This is a genomic window from Nocardia sp. NPDC060255 (assembly GCF_042727395.1).
In the GTDB taxonomy this organism is placed as follows: Bacteria; Actinomycetota; Actinomycetes; order Mycobacteriales; family Mycobacteriaceae; genus Nocardia.
On sequence record NZ_JBHXAU010000004.1, the window covers coordinates 205302 to 228946 of the forward strand.

The 23645-nt window shown below is 66.8% G+C and carries 23 protein-coding genes; 14 read left to right on the forward strand and 9 right to left on the reverse strand.

Annotated elements, in window-relative coordinates; all coding sequences use genetic code 11:
• Positions 1-3: 3 nt before the first annotated feature.
• The 5 genes from ACFWF1_RS11085 to ACFWF1_RS11105 form a co-directional block, all read right to left on the reverse strand.
• Positions 4-1680, reverse strand: coding sequence for an ArnT family glycosyltransferase (locus tag ACFWF1_RS11085; RefSeq protein ID WP_379281623.1), 1677 nt, complete (start codon positions 1678-1680; stop codon positions 4-6).
• Positions 1677-3146, reverse strand: a complete 1470-nt coding sequence (locus tag ACFWF1_RS11090; RefSeq protein ID WP_379281624.1) for a glycosyltransferase — start codon at positions 3144-3146, stop codon at positions 1677-1679. Before ACFWF1_RS11090 ends, ACFWF1_RS11085 begins: the two co-directional genes overlap by 4 nt.
• Positions 3143-4642, reverse strand: a complete 1500-nt coding sequence (locus ACFWF1_RS11095) for a hypothetical protein (RefSeq protein WP_379281625.1) — start codon at positions 4640-4642, stop codon at positions 3143-3145. Before ACFWF1_RS11095 ends, ACFWF1_RS11090 begins: the two co-directional genes overlap by 4 nt.
• On the reverse strand, positions 4643-6592 hold the full coding sequence (locus ACFWF1_RS11100; protein ID WP_379281626.1) for a hypothetical protein: 1950 nt from the start codon (positions 6590-6592) through the stop codon (positions 4643-4645). It abuts the gene before it with no gap.
• A gap of 157 nt (positions 6593-6749) precedes the next feature.
• On the reverse strand, positions 6750-7208 hold the full coding sequence (locus ACFWF1_RS11105; protein ID WP_379281627.1) for a MarR family winged helix-turn-helix transcriptional regulator: 459 nt from the start codon (positions 7206-7208) through the stop codon (positions 6750-6752).
• 98 nt (positions 7209-7306) lie between these two features.
• On the opposite strand from ACFWF1_RS11105, the gene ACFWF1_RS11110 reads away from it, so the two are divergent.
• The 4 genes from ACFWF1_RS11110 (at position 7307) to ACFWF1_RS11125 (ending at position 11097) form a co-directional block, all read left to right on the forward strand.
• Positions 7307-8065: a dioxygenase gene (locus tag ACFWF1_RS11110; RefSeq protein WP_379281791.1), complete on the forward strand. Its 759-nt coding sequence runs from the start codon at positions 7307-7309 to the stop codon at positions 8063-8065.
• 36 nt (positions 8066-8101) lie between these two features.
• A complete protein-coding gene (locus tag ACFWF1_RS11115; RefSeq protein ID WP_379281628.1) occupies positions 8102-8662 on the forward strand; it encodes a DoxX family protein in 561 nt (186 codons plus the stop codon).
• A 171-nt stretch (positions 8663-8833) separates the two neighbouring features.
• Entirely contained in the window at positions 8834-10153 is a 1320-nt protein-coding gene (secY, locus tag ACFWF1_RS11120) for a preprotein translocase subunit SecY (RefSeq protein ID WP_379281629.1), read from the forward strand.
• A gap of 38 nt (positions 10154-10191) precedes the next feature.
• A complete protein-coding gene (locus ACFWF1_RS11125) occupies positions 10192-11097 on the forward strand; it encodes a response regulator (protein WP_379281630.1) in 906 nt (301 codons plus the stop codon).
• On the opposite strand, the gene ACFWF1_RS11130 is transcribed toward ACFWF1_RS11125, so the two are convergent.
• Positions 11064-12503, reverse strand: coding sequence for a short-chain fatty acid transporter (locus tag ACFWF1_RS11130; protein ID WP_379281631.1), 1440 nt, complete (start codon positions 12501-12503; stop codon positions 11064-11066). The genes ACFWF1_RS11125 and ACFWF1_RS11130 overlap by 34 nt on opposite strands.
• Before the next feature lie 210 nt (positions 12504-12713).
• Between ACFWF1_RS11130 and ACFWF1_RS11135 the strand changes: the two genes are divergently transcribed.
• The 3 genes from ACFWF1_RS11135 to ACFWF1_RS11145 all read left to right on the forward strand — a co-directional run bounded on the left by ACFWF1_RS11135 (position 12714) and on the right by ACFWF1_RS11145 (position 15095).
• Positions 12714-13910: a glycoside hydrolase family 76 protein gene (locus ACFWF1_RS11135; RefSeq protein WP_379281632.1), complete on the forward strand. Its 1197-nt coding sequence runs from the start codon at positions 12714-12716 to the stop codon at positions 13908-13910.
• Between the two features lie 29 nt (positions 13911-13939).
• Complete coding sequence (locus ACFWF1_RS11140; RefSeq protein ID WP_379281633.1) at positions 13940-14812, forward strand: LysR substrate-binding domain-containing protein; 873 nt, start codon at positions 13940-13942, stop codon at positions 14810-14812.
• A 100-nt stretch (positions 14813-14912) separates the two neighbouring features.
• Positions 14913-15095, forward strand: coding sequence for a 2-hydroxymuconate tautomerase family protein (locus tag ACFWF1_RS11145; RefSeq protein ID WP_040738949.1), 183 nt, complete (start codon positions 14913-14915; stop codon positions 15093-15095).
• A gap of 46 nt (positions 15096-15141) precedes the next feature.
• Here ACFWF1_RS11145 and ACFWF1_RS11150 read toward each other — a convergent pair whose 3' ends face one another.
• A complete protein-coding gene (locus tag ACFWF1_RS11150; protein WP_379281634.1) occupies positions 15142-15720 on the reverse strand; it encodes a hypothetical protein in 579 nt (192 codons plus the stop codon).
• Positions 15721-15885: 165 nt separating this feature from the next.
• Here ACFWF1_RS11150 and ACFWF1_RS11155 point away from each other — a divergent pair, with 165 nt between their 5' ends.
• A complete protein-coding gene (locus ACFWF1_RS11155; protein ID WP_379281635.1) occupies positions 15886-17118 on the forward strand; it encodes a sensor histidine kinase in 1233 nt (410 codons plus the stop codon).
• Positions 17108-17791: a response regulator gene (locus ACFWF1_RS11160; RefSeq protein ID WP_379281636.1), complete on the forward strand. Its 684-nt coding sequence runs from the start codon at positions 17108-17110 to the stop codon at positions 17789-17791. The genes ACFWF1_RS11155 and ACFWF1_RS11160 overlap by 11 nt, the downstream gene beginning before the upstream one ends.
• On the opposite strand, the gene ACFWF1_RS11165 is transcribed toward ACFWF1_RS11160, so the two are convergent.
• On the reverse strand, positions 17792-18445 hold the full coding sequence (locus tag ACFWF1_RS11165; protein ID WP_379281637.1) for a hypothetical protein: 654 nt from the start codon (positions 18443-18445) through the stop codon (positions 17792-17794).
• A gap of 19 nt (positions 18446-18464) precedes the next feature.
• Between ACFWF1_RS11165 and ACFWF1_RS11170 the strand changes: the two genes are divergently transcribed.
• The 3 genes from ACFWF1_RS11170 (at position 18465) to ACFWF1_RS11180 (ending at position 20365) form a co-directional block, all read left to right on the forward strand.
• Positions 18465-18695, forward strand: a complete 231-nt coding sequence (locus ACFWF1_RS11170) for a hypothetical protein (protein ID WP_379281638.1) — start codon at positions 18465-18467, stop codon at positions 18693-18695.
• 114 nt (positions 18696-18809) lie between these two features.
• A complete protein-coding gene (locus tag ACFWF1_RS11175) occupies positions 18810-19823 on the forward strand; it encodes an NAD(P)-dependent alcohol dehydrogenase (RefSeq protein ID WP_379281639.1) in 1014 nt (337 codons plus the stop codon).
• A 146-nt stretch (positions 19824-19969) separates the two neighbouring features.
• Positions 19970-20365: a hypothetical protein gene (locus ACFWF1_RS11180; protein WP_379281640.1), complete on the forward strand. Its 396-nt coding sequence runs from the start codon at positions 19970-19972 to the stop codon at positions 20363-20365.
• Here ACFWF1_RS11180 and ACFWF1_RS11185 read toward each other — a convergent pair.
• A complete protein-coding gene (locus ACFWF1_RS11185) occupies positions 20280-20573 on the reverse strand; it encodes a DUF418 domain-containing protein (protein WP_379281792.1) in 294 nt (97 codons plus the stop codon). The two genes, ACFWF1_RS11180 and ACFWF1_RS11185, sit on opposite strands and share 86 nt — an antisense overlap.
• A 372-nt stretch (positions 20574-20945) precedes the next feature.
• Here ACFWF1_RS11185 and ACFWF1_RS11190 point away from each other — a divergent pair, with 372 nt between their 5' ends.
• Together ACFWF1_RS11190 and ACFWF1_RS11195 are read left to right on the forward strand one after the other, a co-directional pair.
• Positions 20946-22097, forward strand: coding sequence for an alpha/beta hydrolase family protein (locus tag ACFWF1_RS11190; protein WP_379281641.1), 1152 nt, complete (start codon positions 20946-20948; stop codon positions 22095-22097).
• A gap of 53 nt (positions 22098-22150) precedes the next feature.
• Positions 22151-23626: an alpha/beta fold hydrolase gene (locus ACFWF1_RS11195; RefSeq protein ID WP_379281642.1), complete on the forward strand. Its 1476-nt coding sequence runs from the start codon at positions 22151-22153 to the stop codon at positions 23624-23626.
• The last annotated feature ends 19 nt before the right edge of the window (positions 23627-23645 follow it).

The window sequence follows — 23645 nt, forward strand, 5'->3', positions numbered from 1 at the left end:
GGCTCAGTCCGCGCCGAGCACCCGGTAGACGCGCCACTCCGGCTGACCGGCACCGTCATTGGGCACCTCGAGCGCCAATGTCGCGATGCCGCTGCCGTTCTCGTAGATGGTGGGATAGCGCCGGTTCACCGCATCCGAGGTGCCGCGTCCCTTGTTCGGCACGGCCAGAATGTATTTCACGCCGCGTTCGGCGGGCCGGTTGAGGACCCGGACGAAATCGCGATCCGAGGGCACCACGAATTGGTCAGGCCGGTGCGATGCGACGACAACGGCGAAGCCGTATACGGTATCCATCAGTACCGCACCGCGCGGCAGATGCATGGCATCGAGGTAGTTCGCCAGTCGTCGTTCGGTGGCGAACGTGGCGGCGATCCGGCGTTCGTCGGCCCGGCGCTCGGACGCGTTGTCCGGATCGGGGAACAGCACCGCGCCCAGCGAGTACTCCTGCACGGAGATGGCATGACTCGACATTCCCCACGCCGTCAACGGAATCGCGCCCGCCAGCAGTACGAGGGTCAGCGCCATGCCGACGGCCGGTGCGCCCCAGCCCGCTCGGACGCGGTGTTTGCCGGAGATCGGTTCCGGTTCCGGTGCGGCGGTCGCGGCGTGCCTGCCGGGCCTGCGACTCGGCGGAAATCCGCGCACCGGCGCCACCTGCAGTGCCAAGACAGCGGCCAGCGGTATCGCCGCCACATAGAACCGCAGGAATGCGAAGGTGGATCCACTTGCGTAGCTGAAGGCTTGGAAGGCCAGCACCGAACCGCACAGCAGGATCGGCACCACCACCTGCGCGTCGCGCCTGCGCACCGCCAGCGCGCCGACGATCGGCACGAGCAGCGGCAGCAGCGGTCCCAGAATGAGCGTCGCTGCGGTCGAATACTCCAGCGCCGCAGTGGTTTCGGTAGCCGAGGAACTCGACTGCTGCAGGATCGACGAATTTCCGTACTGGGAACTGAACTGCTGGAACGCCTGTCCGGTGATCAACCAGCTGGTGGCCGCCCACACCACGAACGCGGCCGCCACCGGCAGCACGACGAGGATGAAATCCATGACGGCGCAATGCCATCGGTGGCTCTCGCCGCGACTGCGCCGATAGGTGACCACGAAGACGAGCGCGCCCGCGGCGGCCGCGGGGGCCAGTGCGTCGTACCGGGTCAGGTAGGCGAGCCCGAGTGCGATACCGCACGCCGTCAGGTCGTTCGCGTCATCGGTGCGCATCCATCGGATGAGCCTGCGCATCGCCCAGCACAGGCAGAACAGGAACGGCGCCTCGCTCATCCCGTTCGCGCCGTAGAACACCACCATCGGGTTGATCGCGAACAGCAGCGCGACGCCGCCGCTGAGCCAGAGTGGCGCGCCGCGGTCGGTGCCGATGCCGAACACCATCGCCACCGCACCTGCCATGAACAAGGCCGACATCAGCACACCGGACAGCCCCCAGACCGTGATGCCCGGAAACCATTGCGCGAGTGCGACCATCGGCAACTGGGCCAGCGACGTCAACGGCGTGAAGACGAATCCGATCGCCGACAGATGCGGATCCCGGCTGAACAGCGTCGCCTGGGTGGCGGATACCCGGCTGAGCGCGTCGCCCATCAGGAAACCGTTGCCCGCGCTCAACCAGGTACCGGCGGCCAGGTACAGCAGCGTCGACGCGACGAAGATCCAGCGCGATCTCACTCGCTGTCCTCCTTGGTGCTGAGACCGTGAAAGGTCTTCTCCCAGTAGGACGGATTGCGCACCAGCTGATAGCAGCCCTTGGCCGCGGCGATGCTCATCAGCAGCCAGTACAGCGGCACCGTCAGGCAGGCGACCAGCAGGTCCGATCGGTTGTTCTCCCGGCAGGCAAGCAGATTCATGTAGATGGTCGCCCCGTTGCCGATGATCATCGCGATGAGCGAGGGGAAGTAGACGTAGGCGGGGAAGAGCTGGCCGATCACCGCGGGCTGGCCGAGAATCCAGGACAGCGTGATGAACCAGAACACCAGATTCAGGCAGGCGATGATCGGAGTGCCCGCGAGGATCAGCGTGAATCTGATGAAGCTGACCGTGCCGATGCTGCGCCACAACCGGATCGGCCGCCGGGTATGCACCAGCCAGGTCTGCAGATAGCCTTTGTACCAGCGGGACCGCTGCCGCACCCAGTTGATCGGATCCGGATTGGCCTCTTCCAGGGTGGTCGAGTCGATCACCGCCGTCCGATAGCCGGATACCGCGATGCGGACACCGAGGTCGGCGTCCTCGGTGACGTTGTACGGATCCCATGCGCCGATGTCGGTCACCACATCGCGCTTGAAGTGATTTGAGGTGCCGCCCAACGGAATCGGCGCCTTGCTTCGCATGAGTCCCGGTAACAGGAAGCCGAACCACAGTCCGTAGTCGGCGGTGAACCAGGCGGTGAGCAGATTCTGCCGCCCGTTGTGGAAGGCGAGCTTGGCCTGGATGCAGACCACGTCGGGCGGCAGATCCGCGAAAGCCGCCACCACGCGGCGTAATTGGAGCGGATCGGGGATGTCCTCGGCGTCGTAGATGGTGACGATATCGCCGGTGGCCTGATGCAGACCGTAGTTGCAGGCCTTGGGCTTGGTGCGCGGTTGTGCCTCCGGCACAAGGACAATGGTGACGTGGTCGACGCTGGCCAGGGTGCCGATGCCGGCGCGCCGGGCCGCCTCGATGGTGGGGGAGTCGTCCTCCTCCAGCAACAGCAGCACCTGAAGCCGGTCTGTGGGGTAATCGAGCGCCGTCATCGCGCCGATCAGATCGCCGACCACCTCGGGTTCGCCATAGGCCGGAACGAGAATCGTGTACGGCGGCAGTTCCGCGTCGGTCAGTGCCAGCGCGCGTTCATCGCTGACGGTCATGATCGCGTCCCTGGCCATGCCGCGTTGGAAGATCAGTATTCGATCGCCCATCGCGGTGAGATAGCCGAGGGTGCACAGGGCGACGAGCACGGTGCAGGTGGCCATCGGGAAGAACACGGCGCACACGATGATCAGCAGCACCGAGCCCAGCGCGGTATTGCGTTGCCACGGTAGGAAAGCCACCGAGGCCGACGCCATCGGGTCGGATTCGCGCAGGCCGTGCACCGCGGAATGCAGGGCACGGGCACTTGCGGACCCTGGTTCGGGGGCGCGGGCCGCCGTCATTTCGCCTCGGTTCCGGCCACGATGGCCCGTGCGACGGAGAGCAGCATGTCCCGGTCCTTGTGCTCGGCGTCGGAGTCGACGTCCTCGGATTCGGAGTCCAGCACCACGGCCTTCCCGCGCAGGAACTGATGCAGGAAGTTCTCGAAGATGCCGAGCATCGAGGGCTGCGGCGGCGGGAACGCGGCATCGGACTCGTGGTTGTCGGCCGCGATCAGGCTGATCCGCTCCGAGCCGTCGGTGCCGCTCCAATTCCAGGTCAGCCACGTCCAACTGAGCAGTCGTCGATCGTCGAGCACGGTGTTCAATCGGGCGGTGATGCCGTGGCCGAGATCGATTCGGGTCGGCGGGCTGATCCGCGGCTGGGGCATGTTGTAGAGCACGAACTCCGGGTAACGATCGATCGCGTACTGATCCTTGGCGCGCACCGTGTCGATCACGAGGCGGCGACGCCGAGATTCGTTGTCCCACAGCGGGTTGGGCTCCTCGGCCCGCAGCAGTTGCCTGGTCATCGAGGTGCCCTGGCCGAAATAGTTCTGCGCCCACGGATATTGCCGCTCGCTGAGCTGGTCCCAGCCGGGTGGCACGGTATGTGGCTGGGCGACAACGAGTCCGGGCCGCGTCGGAAAGGTGCGGTCGTAGTCGGGCGGAATCGGAATGATCATGATGAGGATCGCGGCGACGGCCACTGTTCCGGCGGCGGCCCAGGCCTGCGGTGTGGTGAGTGGGTCCAAGTCGCGGTCCAGCGGGGTGAGCGCGATGCCGCGGCGGCGACGCCAGTCCACGTACATCACCGCCGCGACGACCAGCACTGCGACCACCGAAGGAACCGCCTGATAGACGAGTACGCGCGCCGTCGGGAACCAGATCCGCAGCACAACGAGCACCGCGCAGCCCACGGCGAACGCCAGTCCCGCGCCGACCCAGGCGCGGGTTCTGGTGCGGCCCACCGCGATCGCGGCGGCGAACGCGGCGAACAGCAGCATCGTCGCGCCCGCCGAGACGCTGCCGCCGCCGATGATGACGCGCATGGCCCGGTACGGCGGCGGGAACGCGGCGAGCAGCAGCAGCCAGCACGGCCAGTACCGGGTGGTCGGGCGCAGGCCGAACAGCAGGATGCACGCGGCGACGACGAACAGCCAGGCCGCCAGCAGGTCCAGGTGCAACATCTCGTACAGGTAGCGATAGCGCGGTGTCAGCAAACCCAGTGTGCAGGCGGATAATCCGAGCCCGATCACGCCGACGATCAGATCGGTCTGCCGGTCGTGAATGGGCAGTTCCGGCCCGCGGCGCAGGGTGATGCCGATCGCGGAGAAGATCGCGAGCACCGGCAGGACGAAGACGAAACCGATGCTCGACCCGGTCCAGGTGTCGTGCACCAGCCGGACCCAGGTGGTCCAGAACGCGGCGGCGGTGGCCAGCAGGATCAGCACCAGCCGCGCCGCGATTCTGGTGACGGTTCCGCGGGCGTGTCCGTGTACTGCCGGGTCGGCGGACATCTACCGCCTGCCGCGCCGCACCAGCACGACCAGTCCGGCCAGCACGCCGAGCAGCACCACTGCGGCACCGGCTCCGGTGAGAATCTTTGCCAGGGAGGTCATTTCGGAACTGTCGGTGGTTGTCGGGGCCGTGGTGGCCGGGTCGAGGAACTCGGGCTGCCGGTCCCCGGCCTGGAACAGGACCGCGCCGTGCAGGCGGGACCAGCGGTTCAGGTCGGCGTTGAGCCAGCCGAGTACCCGGTCCAGATGTTCGGGGGTGTCACTCGATGAGCCGACGACGACGGTCCGCCCACCGGACCAGGTGCTTTGCAACGATGCGAACGGCGTCTTCGGATCGGTGGTGATCCTGGTGATGGTTTTTCCGTCCGCGCCGGTCAACGCCAGGCCCGCGTCGGTCTGTCGGAGCGGCAGCGAAATCGACTCCGGTACATCACCGTTCGCCGCGATCAGCACCGCCGGTGACTTGCTGCCGACGGCCTGATCGAAGGTCACCAGCTCCGGGCGCAGTGGGATCGTGGTCAGCCGTTGCAGTCCGGTCAGCACGGTCACCGCGCGCACGGTGTCCGCGAAACCCGTTGTCCGCAAGCCGATTTGCACGTCGGGCAGCAGCGCCTGCGGCAGCGCGCCGAAGCCGCCGGGGATCGGCGGTGTCGCAGTGGCGCTGGTTACCTCGCTGCTCGGATCGATCGTCAGCGTCAGCGGTGCCTCCAGACCGCAGCCGTGGGTGAGCCCGGCCTGCTGGAACGTCACCGACAGGGTGGTGAAGCGGCCGAGGGCGGCGTTCGGGATGGAGATCCACCGGTCGATCCGGCCCGAGCCGTCCACCGGCCAACTGTCGATATAGGTCGTACCCGTGCTCACCGTGAGCTGACCGTTCAAGGTGTCCGGGAGCGGGGTGTAGCTGCCGCGCAACCGAACTCGCACATCCTTGGCCGGTCGCCCGAGCCGCGACTGGTCGATGCCGACATCCACCCGCACCGGGCCGATCGCAGTCGAGCTGAGCTGGGTCTGACCGAGCGCGCCGAGAGTTGTACTGTCCGGCGCGAGTTGGGGCGCGGGCGGCAGCGCCACCGCGGTCGCGGCCGAGGAGATCGCTACCTTGGCCAGATCGCTGACCAGTAGCCGCATCTGGTCCGGCAGGGTTTTCTCGTTGCCGTTGATGGTGAGCACCGGCGTCGGCCCGCCCGCCAAACGCAGTCCGAAGTCCGCCGATTCGCCGATCGCCACTTGCCGCTCCAGGAAGCCCGGCGGATGATCGGGCACCGCCGCGCCCGGCTGCGTCGGCCGGACGTCCACCGCCACTTGCTGATTCCCGTACCGGGCGATCACCGCGGTGGTGAGCGACATCGCCGCGGCACTCTCCACCTTCTTCGGCTCAGCGGGCAAATACACTGTCAGCTTCTGTAGTACCGGTGGCAGGAAGTCCGCCACCGTCGCGGGCTGCTGCTCCTCGCCGCTATAAACGACGCCCGCCTCGACCATCGTCAACGGCCGCCCTAGCCAGTCGGTGACACACGCACCGGCCTCCGAGATCAGCGAGGAGGTGACCGTCACCGAGATCGCGTTATCGATGACCTCGGCCCCGCCCAGCGACAACCGGATCCGTGCACGCGGCACCAGCGGCAACTCGACCCGATCGATCAGCCGCTCACCCGAATGCACCTCCAGCGACCCCCGCGCCACATGCGGCGGCAGTTGAATCGTGCCCACCAGCGCGGTCGGCACCAGACCGGGCAACAGCGGGATATTCACCGAAACCTGATGCTCGGCCCCGGGGAATGTCATCGACGTACCGAGCCCGAGCGCAGGCAACCCGAGCGGCACATCACCCGCCTCGGCCGTCGCGATCGGCACCCCCGACAGCGCCAACGCCGCGGCAACCAGCGCAACCGACCGTCGCCAACCCGGTAGTCGCCGCGCCGTCGCGCCGGAGTGTGCACGCAAGGTCATGAGCGGTCTCCCTGCTGTCAACCGCGGCAAACAACCCAGCCGACACCGGCCAGCACCGCGCGAGCGAATCCTCGACCTACCGCTCGGATTCTAGGGCGGACCTGCACAGCCCTGTCTACGACATGCCAAAAGTGGGCATTAATTCGCCATCCGGCAACTATGTGGCGTTGAGTCGGCGGGCTACCTCGCCGAGGCCGTCGGCGATGGCCTTTCGCTGGTGGGGGGTCAGGACGTCGATCAGTAGTTCGCGGACTACTGCGACGTGGCCGGGGGCGGCGGCCTCGAGTTTGCGGAGGCCGGCGGGGGTGAGGGTGGCGATGATGCCGCGAGGGTCGTCGGGGGCGGGGCTGCGGCGGACGAAGCCGGCCTTGGCGAGTTGGTCGATCTGGTAGGTGAGGCCGCTCTTGGAGGCGAAGAGGGCTGCGGAGAGTTCGGTCATCCGGAGTTCGTTGCCCGGGGCCCTGGCCAATCGGACGAGTACCTCGTACTGGGCGTGCGACAGGTGGGCCTCGTCCTTGAGCTGCTGTTCGATGCGACGGTTCAGTAGTGCGGTCGCGGCGAGGAAGGCCTCCCAGGCGCGCATCTCTTCGTCGTCCAGCCAGCGTGGCTCGGCCATCCGCCCACCTCCCATGGTTGTTCAAATTCGAACAATAACCTACCATCGGAGATAGATGTTCAAATTTGAACTACATGGAAGGGGTGAGAGCGATGCGAATGCCGGTTGTGTACCTGTCGCACGGCGCTCCGCCGTTGGCCGATGACGCGATCTGGCCGGGCCAGTTGGCCGCGTGGTCCGCGGAGCTGCCGAAACCCGAAGCGGTGCTGATGATTTCGGCGCACTGGGAGGATGCGCCGCTGACCATCGGCGCGACCACCACGGTTCCGCTGATCTACGACTTCTGGGGCTTCCCGCAGCACTACTACGGGGTGACCTATGCCGCGCCGGGCGCGCCGCAATTGGCCGAGGACGTGCGCGGATTGCTGCGTGGACCTGGCATGTCGGTACACGACGCGCCCGATCGGGGACTCGACCACGGCGCGTACGTGCCCCTGGTGGAGATGTATCCGGACGCCGACGCGCCGGTGCTGCAGATGTCGATGCCGACCCTGGACCCGGCGGGTCTACTGGAGATCGGCCGCAAACTCGCACCGCTGCGCGACCAAGGCGTGCTGATCGTCGGCAGTGGCTTCTTCACGCATAACCTGCGAGCACTGAACGATGACGGATCCGTGCACCCGGTGATGGCCGAGTTCGACGAGTGGGGCCACCGCGCCCTGGACGCCGGCGATGTCGATGCCCTGCTCGACTTCGAACACAAAGCTCCCGCAGCCCAATTGGCGCACCCCCGCACCGAACACTTCGCGCCCCTGTTCGTTTCACTCGGCGCCGCCGACACCGACCTGTCCGCGCAACGCAGCGTGATCGACGGTTTCTGGCTCGGCTTGGCCAAACGCTCCCTCCAGTTCGGCTGAATCCGGTCGACCGCTCCTCCCCCGAAAGGAACACCGATGAGTTACACCGCAACAACTTCGCGCACCGATACCACCTCTGCTCCGATCGAGACGACAGGGCATGCCGCCACCCCGCATGCCTACGACGCCGGACTGCTCCTGCTGCGCATCGCGGTCGGGCTCACCATGGCCGCGCACGGTGCGCAGAAGCTGTTCGGGGCGTTCGGGGGCGGCGGTCTGGACGGGACCGCGAAGTTCTTCACCAGCAAGGGATATCCGGCCGGTGAGGTGATGGCCTTCGTTGCCGGGGTGACCGAAACCTTCGGTGGCCTTGCGCTCGCGATCGGGCTGCTCACCCCGCTGGCGGGTGCCGCGGTGGTCGGTACGCTGCTCAACGCGCTCGCGGTCAAGGGCACCGGAGCGTTCTTCGCACCGAAGGGCATCGAGTACGAGCTGATCCTCACCGCGGCCGCGGCGGCGATCACCCTGACCGGGCCCGGACGCTACGCCGTCGATCGCTTCGTGCCCGTATTGCGCTCGCACCGTCTGGTTTACGGCCTCGCCGCGATCGTGCTCGCGGTGCTCGCCGCCGGTGCCGTCCTGGTGGTGCGCACCTAAAACACCAGGTCCAGGTGTCTTTCCCCCGATCGGGGGAGGCATAAGTCCGACTCTCGGGCGACGTGGACGGCTACGGATCCTCCGTACCGTCGAAGGCCCTTGGCAGGTGTGATTCCCCGCGATCCGAGCGGATTCGCCCTGTCCACCAGCGTCGTTCGCCAGGAGGATCGTGTGTTTTCCGCCGTTGCGTCGGCTTTTCGGGCTCCGGACTTACGGCGGAAGATTCTCTGCACCTTGGGCTTGCTCACGCTGTATCGGCTCGGCGCGACACTGCCGTCACCCGGTGTCGATTTCCGGGCTGTTCGCGCGTGTATCGCGATTGCCTCCGGTGGTGAATCCGCGGGTATCTACCAGCTGATCAACCTGTTCTCCGGCGGTGCGATGCTGCATCTTTCGATATTCGCGATCGGGATCACGCCGTATATCACCGCGGGCATCATCATTCAGCTGCTGACCGTGGTGATTCCGCGGTTCGAGGAGCTGCGCAAGGAAGGGCAGACCGGCCAGGCGAAGATCACCCAGTACACCCGCTATCTTTCGCTGGCGCTCGCGGTATTGCAGGCGTCGACGTTGGTGGCGCTGGCCGCGCGGAAACAGTTGCTGCGCGGGTGTCCCGAGGACATCCTGTCCGATACCTCACTGTTCGGGATGATCATCATCGTGCTGGTGCTGACCGCGGGTGCGGCGCTGGTGATGTGGTTCGGCGAATTGATCACCGAGCGCGGCATCGGGAACGGGATGTCGCTGCTGATCTTCACCGGTATCGCGGCGCAGATCCCGAGTGAAGGTAAGTCGATTCTGGACAGCAAGGGCCCGTTGCTCTTCGCTGCCGTGTGCGTCGCGGTGTTTCTGCTGATCATCGGCGTGATCTTCGTCGAGCAGGGGCAGCGGCGGATTCCGGTGCAGTACGCCAAGCGGGTGGTCGGCCGGAAGATGTATGGCGGTTCATCGACATATCTGCCGCTGAAGGTCAATCAGGCCGGGGTCATTCCGGTGATCTTCGCGTCCTCGCTGCTGTATCTGCCGCAGTTGCTCGCGCAACTCACCCAACACAGTTCGGGCCCGCAATCCAAGTGGCAGGAGCTGATTCAGAAGTACCTGGTCAATCCGGGCAGCCCGGTGTACGTCGCGATCTATTTCACGATGATCGTGTTCTTCACCTACTTCTATGTGGCGGTCACCTTCAATCCGCAAGAACGTGCCGACGAGATGCGGAAGTTCGGCGGGTTCCTGCCGGGCTTTCGGCCGGGCAAGCCGACGGCGGACTATTTGACTCACGTGCTCAGCCGGATCACCCTGCCCGGCGCCGCCTATCTCGGTGCCGTGGCGGTGCTGCCGAACCTGCTGCTCGGCATCGGATCTTCCGGAACCACACCGAGTCTTGCGTTCGGTGGCACCTCCGCGCTTATCGTGGTGAGCGTCGGACTGGATACGATCAAACAGCTCGAGAGCCAAGTGATGAACAAAAACTACGAAGGGTTCCTGCGCTGACGATGCATCCACGATCGGATTCGGCGTCGAATCACCCGTTGCGCAAGGTCGCTTCGTCATTCGTCCTCGCTATCACCGCGGCGACGTTGTCGGTGACCGGCGTGCCCAGTGCGACGGCCGCGAGCAGCGCGGTCGATACGCATCAGCCTATCGATTACGACCGGCAATTCGACCGGTCGCAGACCGACACCGATGCCACCTCGCGTTCGACGATTTCGGTATTGCTGGCCGACAATCACGCGGTATTCCGTTCGGGTCTGCGGGCGGCGATCGGCACCCAGCCGGATATCGAATGCGTCGCCGAGGTCGACCACGGGGTCGCCGCGATCCGGGAAATCGAACGGCTCCGGCCGGATGTCGCGCTGCTCGACCTCGATCTGCCCGGCCTCGACGGTCCGGCCACCATCGACGCGTTCGCGGCACTCGGCGGCGCCACCCGTATCCTCACCCTCACTGGCTCGGGTACCGATGAAAACCTGTATCGCGCACTGTGTCTCGGCGCGTCCGGGTTCCTCGTGAAGACGCTGCCGTCCACGGGCTTGATCTCCGCGGTCCGGATGGCGGCCCGCGGCGACGCACTGATCGATCCCAGCCTGACCCGTCGGCTGGTCACCCGCCTGGCCACCGGGATCGAGCCGTTCCCCGCCGCGCCGGAGGTCGAGACCCTCACCGCGCGTGAGCATCAGGTGCTGATGCTCATCGCGCGGGCATACACGAACCCCGAGATCGCCGAGGCGCTCGGCGTCGGCGAACAGACCGTGAAGACACATGTCTCGAATGTGCTGGCCAAGTTGGGCGTTCGCGATCGGGTGCACGCGGCGGTCTACGCGCACACCCGGCGCATCGTGCCACAGGAAGCACTGTCCGCGCCGGATACGTTCCCGCAGTACCACATTCGCGGCGGTTCAGCTCACGGCGCGGCGGGAATGATCGGCGGGACGTAGTCGAACGTCAAGCCCAGCAACCACACGAGCAGCAGGATCACCGGTAGGTGGAAGATGAACTGCAGGAACGTGAATCCGACGAGATCTCGCGCGCGTAGCTTGAGCACCGCGAGCAGTGGCAGCATGAAGAACGGGTTGATGAGGGTGGGCAGCGCCTCGGCCACGTTGTAGATCTGCACCGTCCAGCCGAGGTTCATGTGCACGTCGGTCGCCGACTGCATCACGTAAGGCGCTTCGACCAGCCACTTTCCGCCGCCGGACGGGACGAAGATACCGAGCACCACGGTGTAGACGGCGATCACGATCGCGAAGCTGCCGCCGCCGCCGATGTTGGTGAAGAACTCCGCGAGGTGGTGCGAAACCGTAAGCCCGCCGCGACCTTTCGACTTGGTGAGGATCGCGGCCATGGCGGCGTACAGCGGGAACTGGACGAGGATGCCCGCCGTGGCAGGCACGGCGAGGGTGACCGCCTGCAGGAACTTGCGCGGCGATCCCTGCAGGACCAGGCCGAGGATCAGGAAGACGAGCAGATAGTTGTTCAGGCTGCTCACCACGGTGAGCACCGGCTTGTCGAGCAGCTGGAAAACCAACCAGGCCAACGTCATCAGCCCGGCGAGGATCGGCAGGATGTGGCTGTATTCGAGCCATTCACCGGGCCGGGAGCGCGGCGTCACCGCCTCGGGCTGGTCGTCCAGGTCGACCTCCAGCAGCTCCGCGGTCTTGATGGCCTCGCCCTTGGGTGCCGAGAAATACGCGATCAGCACGGTCAGCGCCATGAGGATGAGGCACATGAGCAGGGACTGCCAGGTGAAGATGGTGCGCCCGAAGTCGAGCACGCCGGTGATCTTCAGCAGGGCGGGCGGCAGCGAGCCCGCGGTGGCCTGTAGCTGCGCGGCCGAGGACGAAAGGCCGAGTGCCCATACGCCACCCAGCCCCATGAAGGCCGCCGCGCCGAGCGCACGATAGTCCACCCGCAGGTCGGTGCGGCGCGCGATCGCCCGGCAGAGCAGGCCGCCGAACACCAAACTCAGGCCCCAGTTCAGGAACGAGATCGACATGGAAAGCAGCGCAACGAAACCCACCGCGCTCGCCGCGGACTTCGGTATGACGGCGAGCCGGTCGATCAGCCGGGCGACCGGTGGGGAGGTGGCGACGACATAGCCGGTGAGCACCACCATCGTCATCTGCAGGGTGAACGCCGTCAGGTCCCAGAAACCCTCGCCGAACGCGGTGGCCACCGATTTCGGTGACGAGCCGTTGGCGAACGCCGCCAAGGCCACAATGAAAACGCCAGCTAATGCGAAGACATACGCGTCGGGAAACCATTTCTCCGTCCACCGTGCGAGCGACTGCGCGATCCGCGCGAGTCCCGTTTCGGCAGGGGCCTGTTCAATCGTGGACGTCATGGAGTTGTTCCTCTACTTTCCCAACGCTGCCCGCACGCGTGTGACGCACCGCACACGGGTTCGGTTGGTCAGTATTGGTGTTCACCTGCGCGCAGACAAGGGGGAAATGCGCAGGTGTGATCTGCGAAAGTGCAGAAACCGCCGACGGTCTGGGCAGTCGATGCACCAGGGCGAGTTGCGGATAGAGTCGCTCGGCGAAGGAGGTCGTCGATGCGGCGCGATCGGAGCGGGGTCAGCAGGCGGGCGGTGCTGTGGGCGGCCGGGATTGGGGTTGGTGTAGCCGCATTGCCTGCGGTGGCGTCGGCCGCGCCGGGTGAGCAGACAACCACCGCAGAGTGCGCGCAGCGAGCGGGGCTTGCGGAGCAGGCGATTTCGGTGCGGCATCTGCGTCCGCTGTGGGGTTTGCCGGGCACCCTGCTCGGCGTCACCGCTTGGCCGCCCTCGCCTCTGGAAGAGGTCTTCGAAGAGTGGAACTACTGGTTCCAGGCTCATCTTGTGGATTGTGCGATCGATGCCGCGCTGCGCGCTCCGGCGGCTGAGCGAACCGACCGGGTTGCCGCGATCATTCGCGGTATTCGTGCGCGCAACCTGACCGGCTGGACGAATCAGTACTACGACGACATGGCCTGGCTGGTGCTGGCGCTGGAGCGGGCCGATCGGTTGCTCGGTGTCAGGTTCGCCGACGGTATCCAGGATCTTCGGGCGGCGCTCGATGAGGGCTGGGATCCGGCGGTCGGCGCGATGCGGTGGCGGGTCGGGTCCGACTACTACAACTCGTGCACAAATGGGTCGAGTGGTATCGCGCTGGCTCGGTTCGGGGATGTCTCTCGTGCCACCCAAATCGCTGATTTCCTCGATACTCGGCTGCGCGCCAACGACTCTGGTCTGATCGTCGATGGCGTCCATGAACCGGGCGCCAGTGTCGAGTCTGCCGTCTACAGCTACAACCAGGGCGTGACGATCGGGCTGGAGACCGAATTGGCCACGCGCACAAGTGCTCCCGAGTATCGCCGCCGCGCGACCGCGCTGATCGCCGCGACCGGTAGCCGAATGACCAAGAACGGCGTCATAGTCGGCGCCGGTGGTGGCGACGGCGGGCTCTTCATGGGCATCCTCGCCCGCTACCTCGCGCTGGCCGCAATCACGTTGCGCGACAACACCGCTGCGCACATCGTGCACGCCTCCGCTCAGTCGGCCTGGGCACACCGCGTCGACGTGCACGGTCTCCCGCTGTTCAGCGCGGACTGGTCCGAGCAGGCACGAGTGCCCGACCAACCCGAAACCCCGCTGCATCTGTCGAACGGTAGAACGGCCGCCTCGGCAAACCCCGCTCGCGATCTGTCGGTCCAACTGAGTGGCTGGATGCTGCTCGAGGCCGACTATCAACTCACCGCCGCCGGACTCTAGCCAAATCGCCTGCCCGTAGGGTCGGGCCGGTGGAACTGCGTCAACTCCGGTACTTCGTGACCGTCGCCGAGGAACTGCACTTCGGGCGGGCGGCCGAGCGGCTGCATATCGTGCAGTCGGCGGTCAGTCAGCAGGTTCGTCAGCTGGAACGCGAGTTGGGTGTCGAACTGTTCGATCGGTCGCCGCGGCGGGTCGTGCTGACCGAGGCGGGCGCGCAGTTCCTGCCGGGCGCGCGGGATGCGCTGGCCGCGGCTGCTCGTGCGAAGGCGTCGATCACCGGGTTCGTCGCGGGAACTACTTTGCGGCTCGGGACGAGCACGGGCCTGGGTGATCATCTGGATCGCATCATGGAACGCCTGGTGCCGCAGGTGCGGGTCGAGACCGTGTCGGCGTCCACCCGCGTCCGGGTCGAGCAGGTGCTGGACGGGCGACTCGATGCCGCATTCGTGCGCGGTCCGGTCGACCATTCGGGTCTGCGTCGCATTCCGGTGTGGGATGACCCGCTGCTCGTCGCGATCTCGGCGCGGCATCCGCTGGCCGGCGCACCGGAACTCGCGTTGGCGGACCTGGCTCCTTATCCACTGCGGCTCACCGAACGTCGCGCGAACGCGCCGCTGGTCGACCTCGTTGTCGACGCCTGTCACGAGGCCGGGTTCGAGCCGGTGCCGGGACCGGTCAGTTCCGCGCTGTCGGACACCCTGGCGATGATCGGCTCGGACACCAGCTGGACCGTCGTCTACGCCGCACACGCGCGGCAGCTGCGCAGCACCAGGGTAGTGTTCAATTCGCTTGCCGCGCCGGGACTTTCGCTCGACACCGCACTACTCGTGCGCAGCGAAGCGCCACCACCGGCACTGGAGATCCTGCTCGCCGCCTGTGAATTCGACGATCACGATCGGTGATCGCTGCGTGCGCGAACTGGCTCTTGGACAAGCGGTCGAGGTGCAGCAGATTTGTCGGTAGGCCCGCTCGACCGGAGCGGCCACCGGGAAAGGAACCGCGATGCCGAACGTCATCGTCCAGCAGCTGCCCAAGACCGATGAGGCCAAGCGCGAGCTGGTCCGGCGGATCACCGATGCGTTCGTCGACGCGTACAAGTCGCCCGCCGAATCGGTGCACGTCTGGATCGAGGAGTACCCGGCCGACGGATACGCGGTCGGCGGAAAGTTCATCGCCGACAAGTAGGCGGTCGGCGCGACTGGGCCCCGCCGCACGTCGGCGGGGCCGGTCGTCACCGGGTAGCGTGGGCTGCCCGCTGGCTGGGCAACAGCAGCAGATTCAGCAACGCGGCGGCCGCGGCCATGAGCAGTACGCCATCGAAGTAGTGGAAGACCATCGCACCGAGATAGCTCGGCCCACCCCAGGCATTCACGGTGAAGTTCGGGTCGAGGCCGCCGAGGATCTGCGCGCCGATCCGGAACGGGCTGTACACGAGCAAGGCGATCGGCAGGATGCTGAGTAGCAGACGCAATAATGCGGTCGGGTGGGTGAGGATCGAACGCAGCGTGCGTGCGAGTCGTTGTGCGGCAGTGGTGCTGACGGGAGCGAGCAGTAGGCGGGATGGGTGATGGCCGCGTCGACGCAGTACGACGACGAGGGCGGCAGTGAGCGCGAACAGCAAGAGGTGCGGCCACAAGGCTGCCGTACCTTCGACGTGCGTCTCGTGTTCGGGGGACCGGTTGAGAAAGCGCACGCCACCGGACACAATGCCCGCCGCGAGGGACGTGGTGCCGATGACGAGCAATGGGCGCGACAGGGTGCTGTCGGCGCGAGCGCTGAGTGTTCTGGACTCGGGGCCGTATGTGTTCATGCCTCAACTTTGGCCCGCTGACCTGGGCGTTGTCGTCATCCCGTAGCACTGAGATCGGCATCCATCGCGGGTGGATACCACGCGACCTGTCCGACTTGCGGATGATTCGCGCGCCCAACCTCGGGGCGATGTGTCGGCACCGCCGGGCCCATTACCGTCTGCGCTATGGCGATTACTAGCTTGCCGCCGGAACAGACCGCGCGGCCGTGGCATCAGCGGCTGACGCCGTTGCGGCACCGGCCGGGCAATGCCGGGCCGGACGCGATCGATATCGCGATCGCCGTCGGCTGTTTCGCGGTATTCACCCTGCCCCTGCTGGTGGGCACGGTCAGCGGGATCGGTTCGACGCCGGCCATCGCGACGTTCGGCGCTGCGGCGGTCGCGCCGCTGCTGGTCCGGCGGCGCTGGCCGGTCGCGGTGCTCATCGCGGTGACGGCCGTGCTGTGCCTCGCCTCGCTACTCGGCGTTCGATTCACGCCGTGGGTGAGCAATACCGGCCCCGCGTTCGGCGTCGCGGTGCTCACGCTCGCTGACCTGCGATCGCGTCGCGATTCGCTGCTCGCCACCGGTGCCGCGCTGGTGGCCATCTGCGTCGCCGCGTTGCTCGGTACGCACCTGCATCCCGATCAGGAACAGGACTTCGTGCAACTGCTGATCGCCATCCCCGCCTGGCTGGCGGGCGACATGATCCGCACCCGGCGCGACTATCGGACCAGTATCGCCGCGCAGCAACGGCATCGGGCCGCGGAGGCGGAACGCCGGATCCGGGCCGAGGAACGGTTGCGAGTGTCGCGCGACGTGCACGACTTGATCTCGCACACTTTGAGCATGGTCGCAGTCCGTTCCGGAGTCGCTCGGCTGCTGCTCGACGAGCAGCCGGGTGAGGCACGTGCGGCACTCGGCGCGATCGAGACGGCCAGCCGTTCCGCGCTGAACGAACTGCGGCGCGTGCTGGCGCAGATCCGTGAACCGGGCAGCCGGGAGACAGCGGACGAACCTGGGCTCGCCGATATCGCCGAACTCGTTGACCGGCTGCGTCACGATGGTCTGGTCGTGGAGTATCACGTCGTCGGCGAACCGGTCGGCTATCCGGCGCTGCTGCAGACCACGGTCTATCGCATCGTGCAGGAGGCACTCACCAACGTCGTCAAGCACGCGCACACCGCTCGCTCGCGGGTTGAAATGCGTTACACACCAAAGGAAGTGGCCGTGTCCATCACCGACGACGGGCCGGTGACCGCCGGGCAGCCCGACAACAGCGGCTCAGGACTCGGCCTTGTCGGCATGCGCGAACGAGTGTCGTTGTTCGGCGGCCGTTTCGAGGCAGGCCCGAGACCAGCGGGCGGCTTCGCCGTGGCCGCGTACTTCCCGATCGATGAGGATCACGATGTCAGCTGAGGTCCCCGCCCCGATCCGCGTGCTGATCGCCGATGACGAAGCGCTCGTCAGGGCCGGATTCCGCGTCCTGGTCGATTCCGCACCGGATCTCACCGTCCTCGGCGAGGCGGGCAACGGCGGCGAAGCGGTCCGGCTCACCCGCCAGCTGCGCCCCGATGTTGTGCTGATGGATATCCGGATGCCGATCATGGACGGTCTGGAGGCGATGCGGCACATCGCCGCAGGCGGCATCGATGGCCCGCATGTATTGATAGTGACGACCTTCGACCAGGACGAGCACGTCTTCCAGGCATTGCGCAGCGGCGCAAGCGGTTTCATCCTCAAGGACTCGCCACCCGAGGAGTTGCTGCGCGCGATCCGAGTGGTCGCCAACGGTGACGCCCTGCTGACGCCGAGCATCACCCGCCGCATGATCAGCGCATTCGCCCGCCAACCCGCGGCACCGTCAGCACACCCCGGCGCGCTGACCGCACTCACCGACCGCGAGCGAGAAGTCTTCGAGCACATCGCCGCCGGACGCTCCAACGCCGAAATCGCCGAAACCCTCTACGTGAGTGTGGCGACCGTCAAAACCCACGTCGGCCGCCTGCTCACCAAACTCGAAGCCCGCGACCGCGCCCAATTGGTCGTTCTCGCTTACGAAACCGGCATCGTGGTGCCAGGCAACAACTGATCAGCCCGGCTTTGCCGGTGTCTGGACGGCGATTTCGTCACCCAGTTCGTAGCCGCCGGTGAGGCGCAGGCCGTCGCCGCTCCAAAAGCGGCCCGGGTCATACCAATTGGGGCTGCGGGTGTCCGGCAGGAGTCCCATGGACTGGTAGGTGGCGGCCACGATCTCCGCGCAGTATGCGTTCTCCAGTTCGCGGGCGGCCGCTTTGCGGGACTTGGGGCGGGGGAGGCTCACCCGGCCGCGCAGCCAGCGTCCGGCCAGACCGGCGGTGGAGGGAAAGGGGGTGCCGTCGAGGCGGGCGATGGTGCGCAGCAGGCTGTCTTCCATCTCGCGGGTGGCGGGCAGGTTCAACTGGCGCAGCCAGGCCTGCTGACCATACCGATGCGCCCACACCAGCACGGCATCGCGCAGATTGTGCAGCTGGACGCCGCGGTGTTCAGTTCCGGACCACATGTCGGTCAGTGAGTGGCCGAGCTCCGCGTGCCAGATCAGCGCGGGCATGTCGTCGAGCACGACCGACATGCCGACATGGTTCACCGGACTGTTCGTCGTCATCCTGATCGCCCGGTCAGCCGTCGAATGCCCACGGAACAGCCAGATGTCGCCGGTCCTCGTGAGCTCGAGCGCCCGGTCGAGAGTGATGGTCGTACCCGCCATACGAAGTAGCCTATGCGGTATGAGGTGGTGGAAGGCAGTGGGATTGGCGGGCGCGGCCGGTGTGGTCGCCACCGGTGTGGTGGTCGTGCGCGCCGAGCGCCGCCGCCGCGCGTACACCCCGGACCAGGTCCGCGAACAGTTGCATGTGCGGTTCGCGCAGGCGACGGCGGCGCAGGAGGCCATCGAAACCGCCGCTCCGGCGCCGCGGACCGGCATCCGCGCGCGGCTACGGCGTTGGTTTCGGCGCTGACCGCACCGCATCGGCGCTGAACTGACGCAATCCGCTGCGCGCGGACGATATTCGGTGTTCTGATCGGATGAGCCCGACGGTGCGGCGGGCTGAGCTCCGAAAGGCAGTGACGACATGCGCGCAGCGGTTTTGGCGACGGTCGGCGAGATCGTGATCGAGGAACGCCCGGTGCCCGAACCGGGTCCGGCCGAGGTGCTGATCAAGGTCAGTGCGGTCGGGGTGTGCGGTTCCGACGTGCACTACTACGAGCACGGCCGGATCGGCGGGCACGTCGTCGAACAACCGCTGGTGCTCGGTCATGAAGCGTCCGGCGTGGTGATCGGGCTCGGTTCCAATGCTCGACGACATACTGTCGGGCAACGGGTTTCGCTCGAACCCGGCGTGCCGGACTTCACTTGCGAGCAATGCCGGGCGGGCCGCTACAACCTGTGCTCGGCCATGCGGTTCTTCGGCACGCCGCCGATCGACGGCGCCTTCTGCGAATACGTGGTGCTGCACGAGCAATTCGCGCATCCGGTGCCGGATTCGATGACCGACGAGGCGGCCGCGCTGCTCGAGCCGCTGTCGGTCGGCGTATGGGCGTGTCGAAAGGGACGCGTGGGTCCGGGCGATCGCGTGCTGGTGAACGGTGCGGGACCGATCGGGCTCGTCACCGCGCAGACCGCGCTGGCCTTCGGCGCGGCGGAGGTGGTGATCACCGATGTGAACCCGCGACGGCTCGCGCTGGCCACCGAACTGGGTTGCACGCGAGCGGTGGACGTCGGCGACACCGAGCTCGCTGCCATCGGGTTCGAGCCGAATGTCCTCGTGGAATGCTCCGGTTATCCGCCCGCCATCGGTGCCGCGATACGCACCGTGGCCAGGGCCGGGCGGGTCGTGCTCGTCGGCATGGGCGGCGACGATGTGCCGTTGCCGCTGCCCTACCTGCAGGAACGGGAGCTGGAGCTGACCGGGACCTTCCGCTACGCCAACACCTGGCCGACCGCGATCGACCTCGCGGCCGGCGGCCGGGTCGACCTCGACCGCTTGGTGACCGGCAAGTTCGGCCTGGATCAGGTGGCGGCGGCATTGACGAGTGCCCGCGTCGATCCCGGCTCGATCAAGCCGATCGTGCAGCCGGGCAGCTGATCGGCAGGCCGCCCCGAAACGGCATGCCCCGCAACATTTCACCGCATGCGGGATTTCAGCCCGAGCCAATCGGCCATGCGCATCGGCGAACACCTCTAAAGTCGAGACCGGCCGGAATGCCTCCGGCGACTACGGAAGGAGTAAAGATGTCGAAGACCATCAACTCCGAACGTCTTGCGCGCTGTGCCGTGCTCGCGACGGTGGCGGGCGCGGCACTGCTGGTCGGTCAAGGCGCCGCCGCGGCCGATGACTGGCCCTCGGATGGCGGCGGCGCGCTGTCGGTGTACGAGACGAAGAATTTCGCCGTTCCGAGCGATCCGGACTACTGGAATCCGCTCTCCGACCGCAACCGGCTGAGCTCACCGTTCGGCACCAGCACCCGCATCGTGTGCACCAGCTTCCATGGCGTTCAACAGGACTGCTGGCAGGCCGACGGTGACGGCAACCCGCACAAGCTCAACAAGGCCCCGCTGGACGTGCCGTGGGCCGGTTCCGCCCAGACCGGACGTTACGGCCCCGTCCATTACGTCTACCCTGGCTGAGTTCGCACCGTTTCAGTGGGTCGTAGCGTGCCGTAAGTGGCGGCGCGCAACACCCATTCGATCGGCCGTAACGGTGCCTGCGCACGTACCAGGCGCTGACGGCCAGTTGTGCTGCGTAGATGGTGACGGCGAGGCCGAGAACCGTCCACTCCGAAAGCTCTCCGGCGAGCGCGAACCCGTAGCCGGTGAAAAGTATTGCCGCAGCGATAAAAGAATGCGTTCACCAGAGAATGGGCTGGCCCGTCGGTAAAGCCGCCGGGCTCGGGCATCACCATGATGTTGACGACAAAGATGCCGCCGAGTGTGAAACCGCGCAGCGCATCGAGTGCCGTAATGCGCTGTGTCGGTAGGGAAATCGGCTGACTCATGCCGACAGACGCTAGGTAGTCGGCTTCGGTCGCGAAACGTGCCACAGGCTGATCCGCGTATACCTCCAGGGGATGATTTCCGCGCACGCCCCGCTTTCTTACCTGGCTTTGTCATCGGTCTCGCATTGCTTTGCCGACGGTCGCGCAGGATCCATGGCGAATACCCGGTGGCGGATGCCGTCGGCGGTGCTGACGAAAGAGGAGTTCGGAAGATGCGCGTAGTAGCTGCGATCATGCTCGCCCTGATAGTGCCGGCGGCGGGAGTCGCCTGGGCGCTCGGCAACGAAACGACGGCGCCGCCGCCGAAGTCGTCAGTAGCGCGGCCGGTCACCCAATTGCCCACGCCCACCGGATCGTTCGCCGTTGGCCGCAACGTGCTGCACCTCGTCGACGGTGCACGGAAGGACCCGTGGACACCGGCGCAACCCCGTGAGCTGATGGTCAGCATGTACTACCCGGCGCAGCAGTCCGACGGGGTCCGCGCGTCGTACGCGACCGACGAGGAGAGCGGGTTGCTGATCGAAGGCGCGGAGCTGGCGGGTGTTCCGGTGCAGGCGCTGAGTAAGGCCGGTACCAACGCCGTGGTGGATGCCGCGCCGGTCGACGGCTCCTATCCGCTGGTGGTGCTGTCGCCCGGCTTCACCGGGTCCCGATTCACGCTCACCGCGGTGAGCGAGGAGCTCGCCAGCCGCGGTTATGTGGTGGCCGCCCTCGACCATGCCGGTGAGTCGTTCGGAATCGAGTTTCCCGGTGGCCGGATGTCCACGTGCGTGGCGTGCGAGCGATCCGGCGATCCCGGTGTGCTCACGCTGATGGCCCAGAACCGGGCGCGCGACACTGCTTTCGTGCTGGACCGGCTCACCGGCCCCGCCCCGATCTGGCCGCATGCTCGCCTGATCGACGCCACGCGGATCGGCATGGCGGGCCACTCGATCGGCGGGGCGAGCGCGGCCGCGGCGATGGCGCTCGATCCCAGAGTGCGGGCGGGAGTGAATATGGACGGATCGTTCCAAGGCGTCGTGCCTGCCGCCGGACTCGGCGAGCGCCCCTTCCTGATGCTCGGTGTCGATGGACAGACCAGCCCGGGCGGGGATCCGTCGTGGGATCAGACGTGGCCGCAATTGCACGGGTGGAAGCGATGGTTGACTGTCGTCGGCGCGGAGCACGAGTCGTTCGCCGATATCGGCCTGCTGGCCGAGCAGGCCGGTGCGCCGAGCAAGGCCACGCTGCGCGGTAGTCGGGCAGTCGATCTCACTCGTAGCTATGTCGCGACGTTCTTTGATCAGCACCTGCGCGGAATCGGGCAGCCGTCCGTGGATGCTCTTGCCGCCGCCTTCCCCGAGGTCCGGACCAACAATCCGTGAACTGTGGCCGGTGACTTCGACTTGGTGACAGACGAGAAAGGGAACGGCACGAAATGAGCGGTAAGTTGTTGGCGGGCATAGGTTTTGCCACAGCGTTGGCGGTGACCGCGGGCCTGATCACGGCGTGCGGTGGCGGCGGGTCGCCGGCTCCGGGATGGTGTCCGACCGTGCTGGGGCACGAGGTTTCCTGCGGCGTGCTCGCCCGCCCGGTCGTCGCGGATCGGCCGGAACTCGGCGAGCTCGAGGTCGGTTACGCGTTGATCCGGCACAGCCACCGGGACGCACCCGCCGCGGGCACGATCGCACCCAATCCTGGTGGGCCGGGCGGACCTATCATCGATCAGGCGGCATCGGCGGTGAAGTTGTCCGAACCGCTCTTGGACGATCACGACCTGCTGCTGATCGACCCGCGCGGGACGGGACACTCCAGCTCATTGGACTGCGGCCTCGGCGCGGAGCCGGTCCAGCTCGCGACGCGGGCTCGGCAACGCCAGGTGGTCGGCGAATGCGGGGAGCGGTTGGGTCCGCGCGCGGCGGGGTACACGTCCGCGGCGACGGCCGACGACTTCGACGCGGTCCGTGACCGGCTCGGCATCCCGAAGCTGGTGCTCTACGGCCTTTCCTACGGCACCTATCTGATGCCGATCTACGCGCAGCGTCATCCGGACCGGGTGCAGTCGATGGTGCTGTCGGGCGCGTATCCGATCGATTTCGATCCGCTGTCGCGCCCGAGCGCCCAGGCGGTTTCGCTTACGCTGCACCGTATTTGCGACCGCAGCGGGTCATGCGACGGCGACACCGCCGTCGCCGATCTCGCGGCTACGGCGGCCCGATTGCGGACTCAGCCGATCACCCTCGACGGGATGGTGCTGACCGAGGGCAAGCTCAGCAGTCTGGTGTTCGAGTCCGCCAGTGGCGGTCTCGGCTGGGACCCGGCGGCGCTCATGCCGCTCGGCACACTGCCCGCCGCGCTGCACAAGTCGGTGCACGGCGACGACGCGGCGCTGGGCGAGTTCGTCAAGGCCACCGTGCCGTCGGGCGGCGAGGAGGCCGCGTTGAGCATGGCGGTGGTCTGCAACGACTACGCCAAGGCGTGGTCGCCGGATCTGCCACCGGCGCAACGAGAGTTGCGGTATCAGCAGGCGCTGGCCGCGACGGCGCCCGGCGAATTCGGCGCCTTCAGCGCGGCCGGTTTCGACGAGGGCCTGAGCGATGGTGGCGACATCTGCCTGCAGTGGCCGAGTTCTGCTGTGGCGCAACCGCATTCGAACGGCATGCCGGATGTCCCGGTATTGGTGCTTTCCGGTGATCTCGATGCCAACACCCCGGACGCGAACGGCAGGGTGGCCGCGGCACAGTTCCCACGGGCCACGTTCGTGTCGGTCCCGAACACCGGCCATGTGCCCGGCCTGGAACCGAGCGGATGCATCATGGGCATCGTCACCGGATTCATCCGTACCACCGTGCCCGGTGACCCGGCCTGCCTGGACCGCCTGCCACCGATCTCGGTGACCGCGGTCACGAACTGACCGTCTGTGCCGATGACCG

Excerpts from the sequence above, each read along its gene's own strand:
- ACFWF1_RS11110 (WP_379281791.1), top strand. The coding sequence starts at position 7,307 with ATGCCGGTTGTGTACCTGTCGCACGGCGCTCCGCCGTTGGCCGATGAC.
- ACFWF1_RS11170 (WP_379281638.1), top strand. The coding sequence starts at position 18,465 with ATGAGGTGGTGGAAGGCAGTGGGATTGGCGGGCGCGGCCGGTGTGGTC.
- ACFWF1_RS11155 (WP_379281635.1), top strand. The coding sequence starts at position 15,886 with ATGGCGATTACTAGCTTGCCGCCGGAACAGACCGCGCGGCCGTGGCAT.
- ACFWF1_RS11195 (WP_379281642.1), top strand. The coding sequence starts at position 22,151 with ATGAGCGGTAAGTTGTTGGCGGGCATAGGTTTTGCCACAGCGTTGGCG.
- ACFWF1_RS11165 (WP_379281637.1), bottom strand. The coding sequence starts at position 18,445 with ATGGCGGGTACGACCATCACTCTCGACCGGGCGCTCGAGCTCACGAGG.
- ACFWF1_RS11115 (WP_379281628.1), top strand. The coding sequence starts at position 8,102 with ATGAGTTACACCGCAACAACTTCGCGCACCGATACCACCTCTGCTCCG.
- ACFWF1_RS11150 (WP_379281634.1), bottom strand. The coding sequence starts at position 15,720 with ATGAACACATACGGCCCCGAGTCCAGAACACTCAGCGCTCGCGCCGAC.
- ACFWF1_RS11190 (WP_379281641.1), top strand. The coding sequence starts at position 20,946 with ATGCGCGTAGTAGCTGCGATCATGCTCGCCCTGATAGTGCCGGCGGCG.
- ACFWF1_RS11180 (WP_379281640.1), top strand. The coding sequence starts at position 19,970 with ATGTCGAAGACCATCAACTCCGAACGTCTTGCGCGCTGTGCCGTGCTC.
- ACFWF1_RS11105 (WP_379281627.1), bottom strand. The coding sequence starts at position 7,208 with ATGGCCGAGCCACGCTGGCTGGACGACGAAGAGATGCGCGCCTGGGAG.
- ACFWF1_RS11130 (WP_379281631.1), bottom strand. The coding sequence starts at position 12,503 with ATGACGTCCACGATTGAACAGGCCCCTGCCGAAACGGGACTCGCGCGG.
- ACFWF1_RS11160 (WP_379281636.1), top strand. The coding sequence starts at position 17,108 with ATGTCAGCTGAGGTCCCCGCCCCGATCCGCGTGCTGATCGCCGATGAC.
- ACFWF1_RS11095 (WP_379281625.1), bottom strand. The coding sequence starts at position 4,642 with ATGTCCGCCGACCCGGCAGTACACGGACACGCCCGCGGAACCGTCACC.
- ACFWF1_RS11145 (WP_040738949.1), top strand. The coding sequence starts at position 14,913 with ATGCCGAACGTCATCGTCCAGCAGCTGCCCAAGACCGATGAGGCCAAG.
- ACFWF1_RS11135 (WP_379281632.1), top strand. The coding sequence starts at position 12,714 with ATGCGGCGCGATCGGAGCGGGGTCAGCAGGCGGGCGGTGCTGTGGGCG.
- ACFWF1_RS11090 (WP_379281624.1), bottom strand. The coding sequence starts at position 3,146 with ATGACGGCGGCCCGCGCCCCCGAACCAGGGTCCGCAAGTGCCCGTGCC.
- ACFWF1_RS11175 (WP_379281639.1), top strand. The coding sequence starts at position 18,810 with ATGCGCGCAGCGGTTTTGGCGACGGTCGGCGAGATCGTGATCGAGGAA.
- ACFWF1_RS11100 (WP_379281626.1), bottom strand. The coding sequence starts at position 6,592 with ATGACCTTGCGTGCACACTCCGGCGCGACGGCGCGGCGACTACCGGGT.